The organism is Duncaniella freteri (genome assembly GCF_004766125.1).
Taxonomy (GTDB): domain Bacteria; phylum Bacteroidota; class Bacteroidia; order Bacteroidales; family Muribaculaceae; genus Duncaniella; species Duncaniella freteri.
Genome location: NZ_SJSA01000003.1, coordinates 63622 through 83647, shown reverse-complemented (window position 1 = coordinate 83647; position 20026 = coordinate 63622). Strand labels below are relative to the sequence as shown.

Below are 20026 nucleotides of genomic sequence, written 5' to 3'. Positions count from 1 at the left end.
ACACATTTACATAAACGGTAAAATGAAACAAATCACTCTTGAAATCTGCGCCGGAGATATCGACAGCGTAAAAGCAGCCGTTGCCGGAGGAGCCGATCGCGTAGAACTATGCAGCGCACTCGGTGAAGGTGGCGTCACTCCGTCATTAGGATTCATAGCCGCCGCAAAAAATATACGAGGCATCAGGGTGCACGTGCTCATACGTCCGCGAGGAGGCGATTTCATATATACCCCCGATGAGGTGGAATGCATGCGCTCCGACATCGCCATGTGCCGGAGTCTCGGAGTTGACGGTGTGGTAATAGGGGCACTCACTCCAGGAGGTGATATTGACATGGAGACCTGTAAAAGACTTGTGGATGAAGCCGACAACATGAGCATCACTTTCCATCGTGCATTCGATATGGCAGAAGACCCCGACGAGGCTCTCGAAGATATCATCTCACTCGGATGCGACCGCCTGCTCACTTCGGGAATGGCACCTACTGCTCTTGACGGCATCCCTACCCTCATGCATCTGCGTGAGCGTGCAGAAGGCCGCATAAGGATTATGGCAGGAGCCGGAGTGTCACCAGCAACAGCCCCAGCCATACTTAAGGCGGCAGCAGCGGACGATCTGCATGCATCAGCACGAACCAAAGTCACCTCCCCGGTAAAATTCCGTCGTGAAAGCGTGAAGATGGGCACACCTGATGCCGACGAGTTCTCACGTCTCACCACATCCGCCACAATAGTGCGCAACCTTAAAGACATAATCACCGAATATAATACCATACACTGATGCGACACATATGCCGTATATTCTCATCCGCTATGCTACTGTTCGCCACAACAGCATCCATGTTTGCAGTAGACAGGATAGAGACACCATTATCAAGAAACGATTTCGAGAAGCGTTACAAATCATCCATGCCTTCTCAGCTAAAGGCCCTGCTGGAGAGCGATACAGTCACAGCCCTCGAAAAAGAGGGACTGCGCTTTATGTATGCCTATATGACACTACCTGACATAATGGACCGGACTCCGCAATATTACCTCCAAAACATCCGAGGAGCCATACGAGCATCCGAGGAGATGCCGTGGGGCAAGGATGTCCCCGACCGTGAGTTCCGGCATTTTGTGCTTTCCCCACGTGTTAACAACGAGAATCTTGACGACTCACGCGACTATCTCTATGCCGAACTTAAAGATCGCATAAAGGGAATGTCAATGGAAGACGCCATATTGGAGGTGAATCACTGGTGTCACGAAAAAGCGACTTATAGACCTTCAGACGGACGCACCAACTCGCCAAGCGCGACAATACGCTCCGCCTTGGGCCGATGCGGAGAGGAAAGCACATTCGGAGTCGCAGCGTTACGCTCAGTCGGCATTCCTGCTCGTCAGATATATACTCCGCGATGGGCACACACTGACGACAATCACGCCTGGGTAGAGGCATGGGCTAATGGGAAATGGTACTTTCTGGGAGCCTGCGAGCCTGAGCCAGTACTTAATCTTGCCTGGTTCAATGCACCCGCATCACGCGGCATGATGATGAATACCAGAGTCATAGGGCGTTATGACGGTCCTGAAGAAGTGTTGCTCACAAACGCTGCTTATACCGACATAAACGTAACAAGCAATTACGCCCCGACAAGCACCATCAATGTTACTGTGAAGGACAAGAACGGTTCACCGGTACCCGGAGCAAAAGTACGTTTCTGTATCTACAATTATGCCGAATTCTTCCCTGTGTGCACAAAGGAGGCTGACGCCAATGGCAAAGCATCAATAGTTGCCGGCAAAGGGGATATGATCATATGGGCATATGACGGAGACCGTTTCGGAATATCCAAAGCTTCGGCATCAGCTCCCGCTACTGTCACCCTTGAGTACTCTCCGGAAAGTGTGGCCGAATTTGATTTTGACATCGTGCCTCCTCCGGTAAGAGCATCCATGCCTCCGGTCACAAAGGAACAAACTGCCATGAATGACATGCGCAAGGCTCAGGAGGACTCAATACGTATCGCATATATGAATACGTTCTATACCCCGGAACAGTCAGAAGTTCTTGCCAAAAAACTTGGTCTTGACTCCGAAAAGGTGAAAGATATAATGACCGATGCAAGAGGCAACTGGCGCGTGATAGAATCGTTCCTGAACGAAGTCCCGGAAACGGACCGCAATAAGGCGATCGACCTTCTTAGCGTCATAGCGGTAAAAGACCTCAATGACATAAATGCAGAGACATTGCGCGATCATGTTGCGACTCCTGACGTGAACAGCTGGCATTTCAAACAGAGCATACTTAACCCACGTGTATGGCTGGAGCAGCTCACTCCATATAAACATGTTTTCCGCAATGCATTCTCAGAAACTGAACGCAACAGCTTCCGTGCCAACCCGGATAAATGGAGCAAATGGGTATCAGACAATATAACCATTGACACTTCATGGAATCCTCTCGGATTCAGCATGCATCCTGAAGGAGTACTGAAAGGGAGAAAAGCTGACACCCACTCCGCGGCAATATTCTTTGTAAGCGGAGCTCGCAGTTTCGGCATTCCGGCGAGACTCGATCCTGTGACTTGCAAAACACAATACGCCGACAATTCAGGGAAATGGATTGATGTAGACCTTTTCGGAAAAGTTGTCACGCCAAATAATCCTAAGGGCAGAATCAATATCAGCTATACCCACGACGGAGGGCTTGAGCCGAAATACTATCCACAATTCACCATCGCAAAGATCTCTGACGGCATCCCGTCGACACTTGAATTGGGAGAACTTCTTCCTGTGTCACAAATAGCTTCCGAGCCCATCGAAGTGGATGCCGGACAATATATGATGGTGACAGGAAGGCGCATGGCTGACGGAAGCGTGCTCGCCAAGATACGTATCTTTACAGTCCAGGAATCCGCCATAGCAAACGTCCCTCTTACTGTGCGTCATGCGACAAACGGAGTAGAAGTAATAGGCAACTTTGACGCTGAAACACGCTATAAAGATCCGTCGGGCGAACTTCGCAGCATACTTTCCACCACAGGACGCGGGTATTATGTACTCGGACTGATAGCTCCAAGCCACGAGCCATCGGCTCACGCCCTCAATGACATATCGGCAATAAAAGATGAATTTGAGAAATGGGGGAAAAGCATTGTACTGCTTCTGCCTGAAGAGAGTGCCAGCCGTTTTGATTCCTCACTCTACAAGTCACTGCCATCAACAATCAAATGGGGCTCAGATCCGGATGGTAAGATAGCGAAAGCTCTGAAAGATGGGCTTAATCTGACTACTTCAGATCTGCCGATATTTATTATCGCCGATACTTTCAATCGTGTCGTGGCTGTACAACAGGGATATACCATCGGACTTGGAGAAACACTACTCAACACTATTCTTCAACTCTCCGAATAACTCACTTATCAGAAACCAATTTATTAACTATTTAACCACATAATTACAACACCTGACATGTCATACAAATACAGAAAATCAAGCCGCAGGAAATCATCTCGTAAATCACTCTCTTCCCTCATTCTGACCTTTGTATTACTCGGTTGTTTCTGGGTAGCCAATACTCTCACTTGCTGCAACAATCCGGAACCGGAAATGCAGCAAGTACCTGGAGAGTATGGCAACCTTATGAAAGTCGTCACCAATCCGGACGTACCCTCTCAGCTAAAGAGCTACACAGGAATGGATGTTTCGTTCAATGCCGACTGTCATATCCCCAACTGGGTGTCATGGGAACTTACTGAGGAAAAGACCAATGGGACGGTGCCACGCGGAGATGAATTTTTTGTAGATCCCGAAATCAAAGGTTGCGCTTACGACTATGACTACCGTGGATCGGGATATGACCGTGGTCACATGGCTCCGGCAGGTGACATGAAATGGAGCCAGAAAGCAATGGACGAATGCTTTTCATTCGCCAACATGTGCCCGCAGTTACATTCTCTCAACAACGGTTCCTGGAAATCACTTGAGGAGAAATGCCGTACATGGGCTCAAATAGATGGAAAAATCTATATTGTATGCGGTCCTATTATGGATGAGACCCCATTGGAATATATAGGAGACTCCAAAGTATGGGTGCCGCGCAGGTTCTTCAAAGTAATCATAGCCCCCTACTCTACTCCGGCACGCGGCATAGGTTTCATAATGCCGAACGGCACTGTGGTCGGAGGAATGCAGAACTGTGCTGTATCCATTGACGAGGTAGAGAAACTTACCGGTCATGATTTCTTCTCAACGCTCCCCGACGATGTTGAGGAACAGATTGAGAGCCAATGTAATTTTCACCAATGGAGCACTCTTAAAAAGTAATGATGGACCTCTACCTTGCTGAAGATACCATCTGTGCGATATCCACGCCTGGAGGCACGGGAGGTATAGCCGTGATTCGCGTGAGCGGACCGGAAGCGGTCAGTATAGTTGACTCTTTGTGGAAGGGAGCACCGCTCTCCTCCGCAAAGAGCCATACAGCACATCTTGGAGAAATAATCGACAAAGAAAGATCCGACGAACCTCTTGACCAATGTGTGGCCACCGTATTTCGCAGGCCCAATTCATATACAGGAGAGGACATCGTTGAAATTTCTGTACACGGCTCACGATGGATACAGCGTGAGACAATCGCACTTCTCATACGTTCAGGATGCAGAATGGCACAACCAGGAGAATACACCCGACGTGCTGTGATGAATGGACGCATGGACCTGTCGCAAGCCGAAGGTGTGGCTGATGTCATAGCCTCGTCGTCACGTGCCGCTCATCGTATAGCCATGAGCCAGATGAAAGGAAGCATCTCGAAAAAACTCTCCACACTACGTGAGCAATTGATACAGCTATCTGCTCTTCTCGAACTTGAACTTGACTTTTCGGAGGAGGACGTAGAGTTTGCCGACCGTAACCGATTGCTCCAGATAGCTACCGATATCCATAATGAACTCCAACGCCTACACAACTCATTCCAAGGAGGCAATGCCATAAAGGAAGGAATCCCTGTAGCAATAATCGGAGCGACAAATGCCGGAAAATCATCACTACTCAACACTCTCCTTGATGATGAACGAGCAATAGTAAGCGACATACATGGCACTACACGCGACACAATCGAAGAGACTCTTGAAATCGGTGATTACCTTTTCCGTTTCATCGATACCGCAGGACTACGCGACACATCCGACCCTATTGAACAGATAGGCATCAGCCGTTCACGTAAAGCCATCAGCAGATCTGTCATAGCGCTCCTTATCATCGATGCAACGACCGTTCCGGATGACAGCCTTGATATGACCGCTCTTAGAAACCACCTTCCGGAGGAATTATTGTCCGACACAGGAATATCACCAAGCATAATAGTTGTACTAAATAAGGTCGACCTGCTTGACTCATCATCCAAAACGAAACAAGCAATCAATACAGACAAGATATCCATTGAAAATGTGATACCCATATCCGCAAAACATGGCACAGGGATATCCGACCTGAAACATGAGCTGACAAAGATTGCAAAAAATAAAGACACCACCGATCAAAACGACATCATAATCACCAATCTGCGCCAGGCTGAAGCTCTTGGTCAAGCCATTGAATCAATCCGACCTCTAATAAATGGGCTCAACAACGGACTTGAAAGCTTCCTCATAGCCGAACATCTACGCGAAACCATTTCCCACCTCTCCACAATAACAGGCACAATCCCCTCCACCGAAATCCTCAACACCATCTTCTCCCAATTCTGCATCGGAAAGTAGTGTGTGAAATTCAATGCAAATAAAAATGACACGCCGACAACATACGCGCAACATATAGACACCATAAAATATATAAGGTGTAGTGCGTTTTAAGAAAAATGAAAATAGTGGCTTTGTTATGGTGTGCGTATGGTAGGAATATGTTACCTTTGTGTTGTTATTTTGTTACTCCAAGAATCGGAGTCACAAAAGTAACAAATAACGACAACGCAAAATGACTGATACAAACAAATCTCCCATTAGGCTGCGGAAGCGCAAATTGCTCAACGGCAACATAAGCCTCTACCTCGACATTTACCATAAGGACGGTAAGCGTGACTATGAGTTTTTGAAACTCTATCTCATCCCGGAGAAGACACGCGCAGACAAAGAGAAGAATAAACAGACTATGCAGCTTGCACAGTCGATTCTCGGCAAACGGCTTGTCGAGATGCAGAATGGCGACTACGGATTCAAATCACAGTTTGCCGAAGATACTCTATTCTTCGACTACTACCGCGCAATAACAGAAAAACGACTCGGAAAAGAGAGTCGTGGAAATTGGGGCAACTGGCTCTCGTGCCTGAAGCATCTCGAAAAGTACGAGCGTAACAAGCGCATCACATTTGCAGAGATTACGCCACGTTGGGTTGAGGGATTCAGAACATTCCTTGACAAGAAAGCTGAAGCGTTCGGAAATGACAAACGAGAGAGAGCGGAACGCCGTCCATTGTCGCAGAACTCGAAGCAGAGCTATTTCAACAAGCTCCGGGCGTGTCTTAACCAAGCCTACGAGGACAGAATAATACAACACAATCCAATGCGCGGCATTGACGGCTTCAGCGGCGAGGAAGGGACACGAATGTATCTGACGCTTGAAGAAATCCGAAAGCTCGTTGATACGCAATGCGACTACCCGGAAATCAAACGCGCCTTTCTCTTTTCGTGTCTTACCGGTTTACGCCGTAGTGACATTGTAAAGCTCACATGGAGCGAAGTGCAGAAGCAAGGCGACTTTACACGCATCATTTTCCGGCAAAAGAAAACCGGCGGTCAAGAATATCTCGACATCACGCCTCAAGCTGCCGACCTACTCGGAGAGCATGGAAAACCGGGCGAATACGTCTTTGGCGACATTCATTCGCCGAGTTGCACCAACTACGCGATAAAGATGTGGGTACTACGAGCCGGCATCAACAAAGACATCACGTTTCATTGCGGCCGCCACACATTCGCAGTCCTCATGCTTGACATCGGCACCGACATCTACACAGTCAGCAAGCTACTCGGACACCGGGAGCTATCGACTACGCAGATATATGCGAAAGTCCTTGACAAGAACAAACAAGCCGCCGTATCGAGAATCCCGGATATATTCAACAAAGACAAAGCGGATTGAGTTGTCAAGTATAATTTGACAACTCGAACTTAATTTCCCCGGATTCGGGGGAATTAAACTTATATGTCATTAGCACTCAATGTCTAAGAGCGACAAAACCATTTCGGCATCAACAACGAAATGGTTTTGTCATGTCGGTGCGGTTAACGCAATGACAGCTACTCGGCGAACATCGAGCCTACGCCGGTCATAAGCCAACGAGCCGACACGCCACAGTCTTTTATCAACGGAACGAGCCAGCCGACTTCAAAGAACCCCCTATTTCTATCCTTACGTTGGGTGTAGAAGTGGGGAGGCTCGATTCCAGCTTTTTCAAAATACTCTTTGAGCGTTTTGAATAGGTCATTTTGCATACAAGCGTCAAGAGCGACAAAGAACCTATCCATTATCGCAAGTGTGTCATTGCTGTAAACTCGGCGGCGGCTCATTTCTCAACTTTTTTAATTGTCATTTCTTCGAGGATATAAGTGCCGAAATCAAACGAGGCACCGATTCTATCAGTAACAGAAAACACGTCCTTTGCATCCCACGCATGAAGAATGCCACTTATGCTATATCGAGCGTTTCCGTCTAACTTCGCAGCCATTTCAGAATCCACCTTACCAAGAACACGTATATGGATGTTTGTCATAAGATGTTTTGGATTGCCATTTGGGTTGTCAATATCTGACATACAACCGTCAGATACGAATAATGCAGAATAGCGTCCGTCATTCTGATTCTCAATGAGCCGAATAAACTTAAATTTGACTCCGCTCAAATCTGATGCGAGCTGTCCTATCGGTCGTTGATGATTAGCGATGGAGTCTAAAATTGCAGATTCTGCAATTTCGTTGCTTCGATAGTTCGGGTACATTCCCACAAGACCATCGACATAGTTCACGACCTCCGACTTTTCGAGATTGTTTGAGCAAGCGCAAAGAAAAAGCATTGCGCAAATACCGATATTTCTCATTCCTCCATAATTTTAGATTGAAGCCACTTCGCCGTATCGTAGAGATATTCAAGGTCATCTGTCGGCTCGTTACGGGAGTTACAGTTCACGAGTTGGCGACCAATTTCAAAGAGTAATACGTCCGCTTTGTCATCGAGCGGAAAGTCACCAACGATATAAGACTTCATCAAGTCTATCAAGAAGTAAGGTAATCGGTTAGACTCTTCCATTCTTTGATTGTTTTTCAAGTTTGACCTTTGTCTTTTCGAGCCGAGCAACGTATTTGTCACGTTCCGGCTCATTCATGCTATGATTAAGCAACGCCTCTATGTAGTCTATTTCTTCCGTGTATCGCTTAACCTTATCGAGTAACACGATGATTCGGGTATAAGAATATCCGAATGCGTGAAACATATCGTTTTCCGCGTTTTCTCCGAGTCGGATTGATTCGGCATATTCGATAATAGCCTCATCAATATCTCCGTTTCCCTCATGCTCCATACCTGCGACACGATGCGTTGATATGTTGTTGTACTCGGCATCGCGCCTTTCTTGATTCAGCTTGTTGGATTCGATAGTGTCTACTATATTATCCGGCACCTCCATCTCAACAGCTCCAGAGAAAAAGCATTCGTTTCTCATCGCCCAAATATCTTCGGGGATATACAGACCATTGCGATATTCTTTGCTTCCATATTTAGCAAAGAAATCTTCTACGTTAACTCTCATACAGTCTTATTTTGCATCATTTCGAGCAAAGCCATGAAGCGGTTGAATTGCTCTTGATTTTGCTTGATTAATGTGTCTATTTGTGATTGGGCCGTGCGAATTTGCTCATCTCTTTGGCTCAACGAAGCTGAATATACTTCAAGCTGCCGTTCTGCAAGTTTGCGTTGAGCTTCAAGCTCCGCCATGAAGTGCTTATCGCCATACGGACACGGAGGATTGTGTATGTCACGTCCGGCATTTTGCCCGCTATTTCTTTTGATTGTTTGGCTGACGGTCATTCCGACTGTGTTTCCACTGCCGGAAATCTCGCCGACATTCGTTGTCGATTCTTTCAGCATCTGCCCCTCGCCGGTAAGTAACCACGCCGCGCTCACATTCAAGTATCGCTCTTGAATTTTAGTTGCAAGTTCTTTTGAGATTCCGCACTTCTCGGCTTTTATGTCGTAGAAAATTTGCGGATTTTTAAGACCAAGCGCAAGAGCTAATGCCCTCGCGCTCATGTTGAGGTGTTTTAGTAATTGCTCAATGCGTTGATAATCTGCCATATAGCGTATTTACGATTATTTAGTTCAAAAATTTTTCTTGAATTATTTGCCTATTCAAGAATTATTCTTTAACTTTGCATCACAATCACGAAAGTGATTGCCACAATCAAAATAAAAATTGTGCAAAGATAAAAACTTAATACTTATTAAGCAATAGCAACCCTCAAAAAACAACGCAATATGACGAAGAAAGAATTTGAAGAACGTACCGGGTACACCATCCCCGAAGACCGATACAAAGAGATAGAAGCAATGTATCTCGAAGCCGGAGAAGGCATCGACAAAGACGCATTCTGCAAAGACTTCAAGCATCACTCTGATAGCGTATTGCTTTACAGATATTATCAGCAGTCAACGAATCTCAAAGAGAAGCTCGACGACCTCCGAGCCGAAAGACTCGAAACCGCACGACTTCTCATTAAGGAAGCTGCCGATATAGATAGCGCAACGCTCCGCAATCAAGCAATCAAGTTGCTCGGTCATAAAACATACCTCCGAGAGAAAATCAAGCTCGGAATCGAGTTTGACGCATACGACTACGAACTTGTAACTGAATTTCTCTGAATACAATACAAATCAAGATATGGTAAAGCAAATCACATTCAAAGACCTCTATCAGAGAGAAAAGGACAAACCTACGCCGGTGCAGTCTTTCATCGAGAGAGTTGCAACCGTGACGGAGAAATCTCCTAACACAGTCCGTCAGTGGGCGACCGGTCAGCAAGTGCCGGACGCTCTGACAAGAAAGCATATCGCCAAGGAATTTGGCGTTGACCCCGAAACATTATTCCCTAATAATTAACAACTATGCGAAGAATCCTAATGGCTTATCTGTGGGCGCAAGTCATAGCGTCTGTGATTATGATACTTTTCGGTGTATCGTATGCAATAAGGTGCTTAATAGAAACTATAAATAGCGATGATAGCCGTCCGGGATTCATCTTTGTGTGGCTCTTCTCGATAATGGCTTATGTCGGCTGGAAACTCTTGTTTAAGGCAAGCGTTGAAGAACTCCGAGCCGAGCGCAACAAAAGAAAGGAGGTCAAGCGATGAGCATAGAACAACGACTTGAACGACTTGAACGCATCATGCTTATTCAGTTCAAAAACGTGCTGAATGTCGATGAGGTTGCAATGATTCTTTCAGTATCAGCCGACCGGGTGCGTCATCTCGTAAGTGCGCGAAAAATTCCTCATTACAAGCAGGGCAACCGCACATTCTTCAAGAAGTCAGAAATCGAGGATTGGCAGTTGTCAGACCGCATCCCGACTAATGATGAAATCAACTGCAAAGCAGCCACCCACATAGCAATCAACAAATTCTAATAATAACGCAAAAATGAAGAAAGAAATCATCATCAAATCTCTTTCGCTCGTGAACTTCAAGGGCATAAGAGAACTCTCGGTCAGCTTTGACGAGAGAGTGACGGACATCTTCGGTCGAAACGGAAGCGGCAAGACTACGTTGTTTGACGCATTCACTTGGCTACTCTTTGGCAAAGACAGCCAGGACCGCAAGAAATTCGACCTAAAGACGCTCGACACTAACGGAGCTATCATTCCACAGCTTCCGCATGAGGTATCGGCTATCATCACCGTAAACGGCGAGGAAATCAAATTGTGCCGCCGATTCACAGAGAAATGGGTTAAACGTGCCGGTCAGACCGAGCGAGTGTTTACCGGCAATGAAGAAGAACGCTTTTACAACGATGTGCCTTGCAGCGCACGTGAGTATGACGCGAAAATCGCCGGCATCTGCAACGAGGATGTATTCAAGTTCATCACGAATCCGGCATACTTCCCTTCACAGTCAGCCGAAGCGCAAAAGGAGATGTTGCTCAAAATGGCAGGGTCAATCTCCGACACCGAGATAGCCGCCGGAAATGCCGATTTTGAAGCTCTCCTCGCGATGATTACCGGCAAGACCATGAACGAGTTTAAGAAAGAGATTGCATCGAAGAAATCACGTTTGAATGCTGAAATAGTCGGCATCCCCGGGCGCATTGATGAAAAGAAACGCGACCTTTCAGAGCCGGAAGATTGGGCAGCGATAGAGTCCGAAATCAAAACTAAGATAGCCGAGCGCGATAAGATAGAATCGCAGATGGCAGACGCTTCAGAAGCTCAACGAGCCGCAGACAACGAGCGCATGAAAATCCAAGAGCAAACCACGGCTCTACGCCGCAAACGCGCTCAAAGAGTGGCAGACATCGAAGACGAAGCTACTGCGGACTATCGCAAAAAGAAGCGTGAGCGCGACAATGTGCAGTTTCAGATTGACAGCCTAACGAATCGCATACGCTCGACCGAAAGCGCAATAAATGCGCGAAAAGAGGAAATCGAGCGACACAATAACGCACGAAAAGTCCTTATCCAAGAATGGCAGTCGCTCCAAGCTGAAAGCATAGCAGTCAATGCCGAGCAAGTTCAGTTCAACGAAAGTGACTTTTGCTGCCCCACCTGCCACCGTCAATTTGATGTTGAAGACATCGAAGCGAAAGAAGCTGAAATCATAGAGAACTTCGAGAAGCAGCGCAAAAAGAAACTCGCAGCTATCGCAGAGCGAATCGCCGCCAATGAGCAAAAAGGAGGGGCAGTAAAGATGCAGAAGCAACGTAGCATTGTCGCGTTGGAGGCTTCCGAAGCGTCTATCAAAGCCGACAAAGCATCAATCGAGCAACTGAAGTCAAGCGATGTTTACCGCGTAGAACTCACGATGCCGGACGTTAAGCCTCTTATATCCGCCGATGCGCAGCTTGCAGAGATAGACAAAAAGATATCGGAGCTTGAAGCGAAGTCCTCAATACCGGCTGCACCGGCTAACAGCATCGAGCTTAAAGAGCAACGCAACGCACTCTCGACAGCGATAGACAGCCTTAAATCGCGGCTCAAAAAGCGTGACGATAACGCCAAAGCCCAAGCGCGTATTGATGAGCTTGAAACGCAGCTCTCAAAGCAAAGCGATGAAATTGCCGAGCTTGAAAGAATCGAGTTTACGATGCTCGAATTTTCAAAGGCTCGTAGCGCAGCCATTGAGCAACGAATCGACGGACTTTTCTCTCTCGTGCGCTTCCGTTGGATAGCTCCCGCAATCAACGGCGCGGAAAAAGAAACGTGCGAAGCCACACTCAACGGCAAGCCGTACAGCACTTGCAGCAATGCAGAGCGTATCATCATCGGACTTGACATAATCAACGCAATCTGCAAGTCGCAGGGCGTATATGCTCCGATATTCGTTGACAACGCCGAATCAGTCAACGACATCATACCGATGCAGTCACAAGTCATTAGCCTCATTGTGTCACGCGATGAGCAGCTTGTAATCGAGAAATCCCCGGCTCAAAAGAGCCTATTCAATAATCATTAATCAACGCAAATCATGGCAGAAAACAACCAAGTCGCGACCACCGGGCAAACCGGACTCGCGAAGCTGAAGTCAATCCTCAGTGCGCCGAGCGTGGTAGAACAGTTCCAAAACGCGCTTGCAGAGAACAAAAACCTATTCATCGCGTCAATCATCGACCTCTACAACGGCGATAAGTCGCTTCAAGAGTGCAACCCTACGGCAATCGTACAAGAGTGCTTGAAAGCCGCCGTACTCGACTTGCCGATAAACCGCGCTCTCGGATTCGCCTATGTCGTAGTCTACAAAAACAAGGTTAAGCGTACTGACCCACAGACCGGGCGCACCATAGAAGTTAAAGAGCCGACACCGACATTCATACCCGGTTACAAGGGCTACATTCAGCTTGCTATGCGCACCGGCAAGTATCGCACAATCAACGCAGATGTGGTGTATGAGGGCGAATTACGCACTGCAAATCGACTCTCCGGCGAAGTGTGCCTTGACGGACAAAAGAAGTCCGACAAAATCATCGGCTACTTTTGCTATTTCGAGTTGCTTAACGGCTACTCCAAGACGCTCTATATGTCGGTTGAAGACATGGCGGCATACGCAAAGCGTTACGCTCCTGGCATCAAGTTCAAAAAAGAAGTCACAGTCGCCGACCTTATCAAGAAAGCCAACAGCGGCATCGTGTCAAATACTGTCGGTTGGGAGGGCAATTTCAACGATATGGCTCTGAAGACAGTCATTCGCCGACTTCTCTCAAAATACGGCTATCTCTCAATCAAGATGCAGTCAGCACTCGGACACGACACCGAAGCCGAGAATCGAGCAATCGCCGCGCGAAATGACACGCTTCAGCTTGCAGATGCACAACCGCTCAATCTCGACGCTTCCGAAGTGCCATACGAGGAAGTCGTGAACGAAGAAACCGGCGAGGTTACAGAGCAGCCAAAAGAAGCTCCGGTGACTGAAGAAGCTCCAAAAGAACCGAACTATTAACCCAAGCAGATACGCGAATGAAACTCTTTTGCATCGGAAGCTCGTCACGCGGCAACGGCTATGTACTGCAATCTTCTAACGGCGGCGCATTACTGATTGAATGCGGTATGCCTTTGGTCGAGGTTAAAAAAGTTCTCGGTTGGAAGTTGAGCAGCATTGCCGGATGCGTAGTGAGCCACCGCCACAAAGACCATTCAAAGTATCTGCCGGAGTATCTGAAATTCGGAATCCATGCTCTTGCTCTCGAAGATGTGTTTGCTTCATTCCCCAAGCTAAACCGCACGTTCTGTAAATCCATCGAGCCGATGCACGGCTACAAAGTGGGCAGCTTCAAAGTCTTTGCGCTCCCGGTAGTCCATGATGTGCCGTGCCTCGGATTCGTCATCGAACATGACGAGATGGGCAAATTGCTATTCGTAACCGACACGATGATGCTTGAATATCGGGTTGCTAACCTCAATCACATAATGATTGAAGCCAATTACTCCGATGAGCTTCTTGAAGACGCTATAAGCAGCGGAAGTACGGTCAGCAGCACACGTGAACGATTACTCGAATCACACATGGAGCTGAAGACAACCGAACAGATACTCCGTACCACCGACCTCACAGCCGTAAATGAAGTGGTATTGCTCCACCTATCGGGCAGGCACAGTAATGCTGAACAATTCCGCGCCTTGATAGCGGAAGCCGTAGGAAAGCCGGTTTATGTGGCAAATCCGGGCATTGAAATCAACGTATCTAAAATCCCATACTGATGAGAAATGTGCCTAATGATGTTGTCGCAACGATATGCCGGAGCTTGCCGCAGATTCTTGACAATCTCGACACTGCGGCGATACGTAAAAGTTTACGACTGACTAATGCAGTTAGATTACTCAAACATGAAGTTTTACCAAAATTAAACAAAATCAACAATGCGAAAAATTGAGCCAACAAACTCAGTAAAGTTTGAGCAGCCGACAATCGAAAAAGTCCGTGCAGCTTACAACAACACAGAGAACCCCGAAATCAAGGCGTTACTCTGCAACTTATACGGCGAATCAGCCATGACAGCAGACAACCGCCCGATAACAGAGCGCGTCAAGACCTTTGAAGACGCTTGCCGTGAACTCGGCAATCACGCTCTCGTCAATCAGTATCGCCGCATTACCGAGGAGCAGAATCCCCCGATGGATGAAACGGCGAAAGACCTCGTAGCGTATCTGAAGCTCCGCATCATCGCCGCCGCTCTCAACGAGGGATGGACTCCCAAATACGTCAAGGGAGAAAACAAGTGGTATCCGTGGTATTGGCTCTATACTCAAAAAGAGATAGACCAGATGGATGATGAGCGCAAAGCCGAATGTGTCCTTTTCGGCGGTGATGCGCTTAACGGCGCGTATGCCGGTTTTGCGTATGCGGACTCGGCTGACGCGCCCTCGGGTACGGATGCGTATATCAGGTCCCGTCTTTGCGTGAAATCTGAAGCTCTTGCAGACTACTTCGGAAAACAGTTCATCAAGATTTGGCAAGACTTCTATTTCGGTTGAGCGAATAGACCATGAACGGTTGGATTAAGATTAGCCGGGAGTTGCCAAAGCATTGGATTTGGCAAGATGCCGAACGCCTCAAATGGTGGCTCGACTTGCTCCTTATGGCTTCTTGGGATGACGGTCAATCGTTATCCGGCGGCTCTCGGCTAATCGAAATCAAACGCGGTCAACTTGTTGCATCAATCTCTTTCCTCTGCCAGCGTTGGCACAAAGGGCATAACACAGTCATTGCCTTTTTGAAGATGCTTCAAGAGGAAAAGATGATAACGAAAGAAACTATTGGCAATACAACTATCATTACAATTTGCAAATATAATATGTATCAAGCAGCGGACAACCTAAAGGACAGCTTAAACGGCAATATAATAAGCGGTTGCAATGGTAGTGCCAATAACAACCCGGACAACATAGCGGACAGCCCAAAGGACAACTTAACGGACAACATAGCGGACACAAGTAAAGAAATAAAGAATAAAAGAAATATTATCTCTAACGAGATATGTCAAAATTCGGAAATTTCTGAATTGGAGTTGGCTTTTGAATCTTTCCGAAAAGCATACCCAGGGAACAAGCGCGGTCACGATGTGGAGTTTCAGAACTTCAAAAAGAAAAATCCGAAGACTTGGCGCGAAATCGTCCCTTTGCTGATGCCGGCTCTCGAAAGAATGACCGCCTACCGCGCTGCCGCGAAAGCAGCCGGAGAGTTTGTTCCCCAAGTAGCAAATCTTTCGACTTGGCTCAATCAGTCAAGATGGACTACCGAATACCCGGAAATCAAGGCTGAATCCAAGCTGCCGGAAGCTCCGGCGCAACCGACATCAAAAATGAACTATTCCGGCGGTTTCGGTGGAATGAATTACTAAGCAGCGCAACATGAACGAAGAACTGACACCCGAAATCATCGCGCAAGTCGAAGCCAAGCGCAAGCGTGAAGCGGCTGAAGTTGCAAGATTGAAAATTGCACCGGTCATCAACAAAGTTATGAACGATGCGAGGAAACAAATCACGCAGTTTGAAGACTTATCGGTTGAATCGACATTTAACGCCCACAGCAATCTCGTTGTGCAAATCGCCAACTCAATCTGCCTTGCCGGACAGCGGCGCAGATTCGTGATTGACGAACACAACGCGAAAGTGCTACGCTTTTTGCTCTACTACTTCAACAACTGCCATCTTGCCGAGCAGATATTCCCGGATGAGGGGCACAAGTTGGAAAAGCATATTTTGCTTATGGGCGAAGTCGGCACCGGCAAAACTCTGATGATGCAGATTTTCTCCGAATATCTGAGATACACCAACAATCCGAATTTCTTTCACAATGTATCGGTAACGCAGATGGTGAATTACTACACGATTCACAACAACATCGACCGCTACACATACAACGAAGAAAATTCAGTCGGATTCCAATGCAAGCCGGTTAATCTGTGCTTGAACGACATCGGCGTTGAAAATCGACCTTTCTACGGAATCGACACCAAAACAATCGTCAATGACTTCCTGCACGCAAGAAATGAGATTTGGACAATGACAGCACCCGACCGCCGGAAATTCGCGCATCTGACAACAAATCTCGATGTTGAAAAACTGAAGAAAGAGTTTGATGATGGGTTTGGTCGATTGGCAGACCGATTCAAGACGTACAACGTACTCTACTTGACCGGCGCAAGCCGAAGATGAAAATAACCGCTCCTAACCGCGATAAAAATGCGAAGATATACAAACTATCATTTTAGAGCAATAAACGCGGTGAGGCGCAAGGAAACAATAAAAAACGATAACTCTAACGCAAATGAGTGAAATGAAGAATCAAGAAACGCGGAAATGCGAGGTTTGCGGCGAAATAAAGCCGGTCGCCGACTTCTCGAAGTCATACCGCAACCGCTGCAAAGCGTGTGTCGCCGCTGAAGCTCGGATGCACCGGGCATCACAAAGCACGGCCGTAGAAAAGACAATGAAGTGGTCAGAGCTTAATCTCTCTGATGCTCTAATCGGTAAGCACGTACTTGTCAAAGGCTATAACCGTAACACCGGCAAATACTTTTACGCAATCGGTTACATAGACAAATACAGCAATCAGTACGCACTTCTCCGAGAAGAAGACAAGGAACGCAACTATATCGAGAACGTGCGCTTATTCAATCGCTCACTCTCGTATTGGTACATAGACATCGAAGAAATCCAATGAGATACGCACTTCGCAATCAAGACAAGATAGCGGCGGCATACAGCCCCGAATATCTCCAGCAGCATCTAATCGACAGCCTTAACAAGTTCTTTGGGTATGTTGAAGAAGCTGAACTTGAAGACTTTTGGATTGTGCGCATTCCAAATGAGCGATACCAGATACTAAGAATAAACGACATTGCCGATGAAAATTGTATGCTCGAATTTGCAATTATAAGCTGTCAGTCTGATGTGCTGAAACTCGCTTTTCTCGGCAGAATGAAAGGTTAACGATATGGAAACTCAAACGACTAATCAAATAGCTCTCCGTGAGCCAATGCAGCTTACCGCCGCCAACGTAACAGCGGTGTTCAAAGACTGCCTCGCAGAATCAGTACAAGCCGCAACGCAAATCGTTGACGGTGTAAGAATCAAAGCCTGTTTTGACCGCGATAAGGTCACGGCTAACCGCGAGAACATACTCTCGATGTTATCTTGCTTGCCCGAACAATTCCATGCGCTTAAAGGCGGCGGCTGGACTTTCCTCAATATGTGCATGACAGCAGACAGCATTCAGTGGACCGACTTCCACGAAACGTGCGACAATCTCGTGTGCCTCGGCATAGCGATAGGCGCAGTCAAATTCTTACTCACTCGTGAATTTTGGCAGTGCTTCCCCGGTGGTATGCCCTATCTCACAATCGACACAAATATCTGAACATGGAAAATCAAAAACAAAAATCAATCATCGATTGGAATGCTGGCAAAGTCAGCATCGAGGGCGGCACTTCATTGCTGAATGACCTCACTAAAGGTCAGCGCATGAAGTGGCGAGATGCAAAGAGTGAACGCCCGAATCACCTACAAAGATGTATTTGCTACGATAGTCACCTCAAAGAAGTACGGTGCTATGTCTATGACAACCAAGGCAAATATTGGTGTTCAGCAACGACCGAGGTACATGACCCGGACGGCGATAATCATGTTTCGGATTATGCAGACTATCGGATAACGCATTGGATGCTGATGCCGGAGCCACCGAAAGGAGGTGAGGCATGAAAGCGCGACTTATCGGAAGTAACACAGTCGTAGAAGTCTATGAATGTGGCTACCAAGACTTGGGAGGAAAATATTATGACTGCCCGGCTCATAAATGCTACTATCGGGAAGACCGTTTGGACTTCAACGTAAATAAAGACGCAATATTCTCAGTAAGTCAGAGCATAGAAAATGCAGCTTGGGACTATTCACGCAGCCAACCGTTCAACAAGCCGTCAAGATACCGCGACTTCCTTGCCGGAGCAAATCATGTACTCCAAACACCTCTCTTTGAACGATGCACTGATGCAGAGCGAAAACGAATCATTGAGATATACAAAAACGCTAAAAGCGGTAATGGTGTAGGAACTCCGATAACAAAAGCCCGAAATTGGGAACGAGTAGCAACTCTTGAACTCGTATTCGGCATCGAAACATTCAGAGACATAAAGCTATGAGCGGACTACGATTAAAACTTGCCATGCTTGACAACAAGCATAAAGCAGAACTCGGACAGCGTAAGCGGCCAAAGAATCTACGAGTTTTCTACGGATGGGCGAAAGTCGGCAAAATCCGTAAAAAAGAGGCTATCTCGGTCATCTTCGAGAATGAAAAGATGAGAGATGAAAAGACGCTCCGGGCAATAGCCAAGTATCAGCATACAGTCTATGTAAGACAGCAGACCGACACCGAAATACAAGACGCGATAGGCTCAACTCGAATGTTCTCGGAGTATTCGATTTTCCTCTCTGAAAAACGACTGCACGGCAGTTTGGAATTAGCACTCAAAGCCAACTCCGATGCCGACAAAAATCACGTTTCGGATGATGAAAGAGCCAAGATTGCAGACGCTTTACGCTCACACTACATAGAGAATCATCCCGGCTACAAAGAGCCGACAATACAACAAGAAATCAACTTTTAATCAACGCAATGATGAATAAAGAATTTGACGAATCCGCACTCTTGGCGTTGTTTTATGACAGCGACTATTTCAGAGAGCAAATAAAGGCTCCGTTTCTCTCTGACGGCTACGTGTGCGCAACTGAAACTCACCGCTTAATAATGATTAAGCCGGAAATCTGCAAAGGCGATTATAAGCCAAACAACCTCCACGTTCTGAAATCTCTCAACCCTAACAACATCGACATCACACTGGCACTTGCCGAACTCAAAGATGCAGTTGAGCGTGTATCGACTGAAAAAGAAATGAAGACTATCCGTCCGGCTATTGAGTGCGAGGATTGTGATGGTGACGGCGAAGTCGAATGGGAGTATGAAGACAAACACAACTTCACGCACAGAGAATATCACACGTGCCCGGTATGCAAAGGCACCGGAAATTCATCTCCGGCAATAGAGAAACCAACCGGGCGACTGATACCTCCGTATGAGGCTTCAATCGGTATCTATGAGCAAGTTTTCAACGCATATCAGTTGCTTGCTCTTTGCGATGCAATGGAGTTGCTTGGTATCGACAAATGCAACTACGTTGCAAGCGGAAACACAGGCGGTAACACTTTCATTCTGACTGAAGAAATAACAGTCGTAATCTGCCCTTACAACGTGATAAAGCCTACCGTATGGGTCAACCGCAAAAAGAAATAAAG

26 protein-coding genes are annotated in these 20026 nt (G+C 47.0%); 22 read left to right on the top strand and 4 right to left on the bottom strand.

Features of this window, described 5'->3' with window-relative positions:
- Positions 1–22: 22 nt before the first annotated feature.
- The 5 genes from EZ315_RS15750 to EZ315_RS15730 all read left to right on the top strand — a co-directional run bounded on the left by EZ315_RS15750 (position 23) and on the right by EZ315_RS15730 (position 7122).
- A complete protein-coding gene (locus EZ315_RS15750) occupies positions 23–781 on the top strand; it encodes a copper homeostasis protein CutC (protein ID WP_135472555.1) in 759 nt (252 codons plus the stop codon).
- Positions 781–3399 carry a transglutaminase domain-containing protein gene (locus EZ315_RS15745; RefSeq protein WP_135472556.1) on the top strand — a complete coding sequence of 873 codons (2619 nt, stop codon included), beginning with the start codon at positions 781–783 and terminating at the stop codon, positions 3397–3399. Before EZ315_RS15750 ends, EZ315_RS15745 begins: the two co-directional genes overlap by 1 nt.
- Positions 3400–3594: 195 nt before the next feature.
- Positions 3595–4311 carry a DNA/RNA non-specific endonuclease gene (locus EZ315_RS15740; RefSeq protein ID WP_170957555.1) on the top strand — a complete coding sequence of 239 codons (717 nt, stop codon included), beginning with the start codon at positions 3595–3597 and terminating at the stop codon, positions 4309–4311.
- Positions 4311–5744, top strand: coding sequence for a tRNA uridine-5-carboxymethylaminomethyl(34) synthesis GTPase MnmE (gene mnmE, locus EZ315_RS15735; protein WP_370463780.1), 1434 nt, complete (start codon positions 4311–4313; stop codon positions 5742–5744). Before EZ315_RS15740 ends, mnmE begins: the two co-directional genes overlap by 1 nt.
- A 214-nt stretch (positions 5745–5958) precedes the next feature.
- On the top strand, positions 5959–7122 hold the full coding sequence (locus tag EZ315_RS15730) for a site-specific integrase (protein WP_135472925.1): 1164 nt from the start codon (positions 5959–5961) through the stop codon (positions 7120–7122).
- 158 nt (positions 7123–7280) lie between these two features.
- On the opposite strand, the gene EZ315_RS15725 is transcribed toward EZ315_RS15730, so the two are convergent.
- From EZ315_RS15725 to EZ315_RS15710, 4 genes are all read right to left on the bottom strand, one after another.
- On the bottom strand, positions 7281–7550 hold the full coding sequence (locus EZ315_RS15725; RefSeq protein WP_135472924.1) for a hypothetical protein: 270 nt from the start codon (positions 7548–7550) through the stop codon (positions 7281–7283).
- On the bottom strand, positions 7547–8077 hold the full coding sequence (locus EZ315_RS15720) for a hypothetical protein (protein ID WP_135472923.1): 531 nt from the start codon (positions 8075–8077) through the stop codon (positions 7547–7549). Before EZ315_RS15720 ends, EZ315_RS15725 begins: the two co-directional genes overlap by 4 nt.
- A 195-nt stretch (positions 8078–8272) precedes the next feature.
- A complete protein-coding gene (locus tag EZ315_RS15715; RefSeq protein WP_135472922.1) occupies positions 8273–8785 on the bottom strand; it encodes a hypothetical protein in 513 nt (170 codons plus the stop codon).
- The gene (locus EZ315_RS15710) at positions 8782–9330 is read right to left on the bottom strand and encodes a hypothetical protein (RefSeq protein WP_135472921.1); all 549 of its coding nucleotides are present in this window, start codon (positions 9328–9330) and stop codon (positions 8782–8784) included. The genes EZ315_RS15715 and EZ315_RS15710 overlap by 4 nt, the downstream gene beginning before the upstream one ends.
- A gap of 180 nt (positions 9331–9510) precedes the next feature.
- On the opposite strand from EZ315_RS15710, the gene EZ315_RS15705 reads away from it, so the two are divergent.
- The 17 genes from EZ315_RS15705 to EZ315_RS15625 all read left to right on the top strand — a co-directional run bounded on the left by EZ315_RS15705 (position 9511) and on the right by EZ315_RS15625 (position 20024).
- Positions 9511–9894, top strand: coding sequence for a hypothetical protein (locus EZ315_RS15705; protein WP_135472920.1), 384 nt, complete (start codon positions 9511–9513; stop codon positions 9892–9894).
- Between the two features lie 19 nt (positions 9895–9913).
- Positions 9914–10132 carry a helix-turn-helix domain-containing protein gene (locus tag EZ315_RS15700; RefSeq protein ID WP_135472919.1) on the top strand — a complete coding sequence of 73 codons (219 nt, stop codon included), beginning with the start codon at positions 9914–9916 and terminating at the stop codon, positions 10130–10132.
- Positions 10133–10137: 5 nt separating this feature from the next.
- The gene (locus EZ315_RS15695) at positions 10138–10383 is read left to right on the top strand and encodes a hypothetical protein (protein WP_135472918.1); all 246 of its coding nucleotides are present in this window, start codon (positions 10138–10140) and stop codon (positions 10381–10383) included.
- Positions 10380–10655, top strand: coding sequence for a helix-turn-helix domain-containing protein (locus EZ315_RS15690; RefSeq protein ID WP_135472917.1), 276 nt, complete (start codon positions 10380–10382; stop codon positions 10653–10655). The genes EZ315_RS15695 and EZ315_RS15690 overlap by 4 nt, the downstream gene beginning before the upstream one ends.
- Before the next feature lie 13 nt (positions 10656–10668).
- Positions 10669–12696: an ATP-binding protein gene (locus EZ315_RS15685; RefSeq protein ID WP_135472916.1), complete on the top strand. Its 2028-nt coding sequence runs from the start codon at positions 10669–10671 to the stop codon at positions 12694–12696.
- Between the two features lie 12 nt (positions 12697–12708).
- Complete coding sequence (locus EZ315_RS15680; RefSeq protein WP_135472915.1) at positions 12709–13677, top strand: recombinase RecT; 969 nt, start codon at positions 12709–12711, stop codon at positions 13675–13677.
- Positions 13678–13694: 17 nt separating this feature from the next.
- On the top strand, positions 13695–14435 hold the full coding sequence (locus tag EZ315_RS15675; RefSeq protein ID WP_135472914.1) for an MBL fold metallo-hydrolase: 741 nt from the start codon (positions 13695–13697) through the stop codon (positions 14433–14435).
- A gap of 159 nt (positions 14436–14594) precedes the next feature.
- A complete protein-coding gene (locus EZ315_RS15670; protein ID WP_135472913.1) occupies positions 14595–15209 on the top strand; it encodes a hypothetical protein in 615 nt (204 codons plus the stop codon).
- 11 nt (positions 15210–15220) lie between these two features.
- Positions 15221–16075, top strand: a complete 855-nt coding sequence (locus tag EZ315_RS15665; RefSeq protein ID WP_135472912.1) for a hypothetical protein — start codon at positions 15221–15223, stop codon at positions 16073–16075.
- A gap of 10 nt (positions 16076–16085) precedes the next feature.
- On the top strand, positions 16086–16892 hold the full coding sequence (locus EZ315_RS15660) for a P-loop NTPase family protein (RefSeq protein ID WP_238337400.1): 807 nt from the start codon (positions 16086–16088) through the stop codon (positions 16890–16892).
- A 121-nt stretch (positions 16893–17013) separates the two neighbouring features.
- Positions 17014–17400, top strand: coding sequence for a hypothetical protein (locus EZ315_RS15655; protein ID WP_135472911.1), 387 nt, complete (start codon positions 17014–17016; stop codon positions 17398–17400).
- Entirely contained in the window at positions 17397–17669 is a 273-nt protein-coding gene (locus EZ315_RS15650; protein ID WP_135472910.1) for a hypothetical protein, read from the top strand. Before EZ315_RS15655 ends, EZ315_RS15650 begins: the two co-directional genes overlap by 4 nt.
- A gap of 4 nt (positions 17670–17673) precedes the next feature.
- Positions 17674–18096 carry a hypothetical protein gene (locus tag EZ315_RS15645; RefSeq protein WP_135472909.1) on the top strand — a complete coding sequence of 141 codons (423 nt, stop codon included), beginning with the start codon at positions 17674–17676 and terminating at the stop codon, positions 18094–18096.
- A 2-nt stretch (positions 18097–18098) separates the two neighbouring features.
- Entirely contained in the window at positions 18099–18437 is a 339-nt protein-coding gene (locus EZ315_RS15640; RefSeq protein WP_135472908.1) for a DUF551 domain-containing protein, read from the top strand.
- A complete protein-coding gene (locus EZ315_RS15635; protein ID WP_135472907.1) occupies positions 18434–18874 on the top strand; it encodes a hypothetical protein in 441 nt (146 codons plus the stop codon). Before EZ315_RS15640 ends, EZ315_RS15635 begins: the two co-directional genes overlap by 4 nt.
- Positions 18871–19341: a hypothetical protein gene (locus EZ315_RS15630; protein ID WP_135472906.1), complete on the top strand. Its 471-nt coding sequence runs from the start codon at positions 18871–18873 to the stop codon at positions 19339–19341. The genes EZ315_RS15635 and EZ315_RS15630 overlap by 4 nt, the downstream gene beginning before the upstream one ends.
- Before the next feature lie 8 nt (positions 19342–19349).
- A complete protein-coding gene (locus EZ315_RS15625; RefSeq protein ID WP_135472905.1) occupies positions 19350–20024 on the top strand; it encodes a hypothetical protein in 675 nt (224 codons plus the stop codon).
- Positions 20025–20026 lie beyond the last annotated feature (2 nt).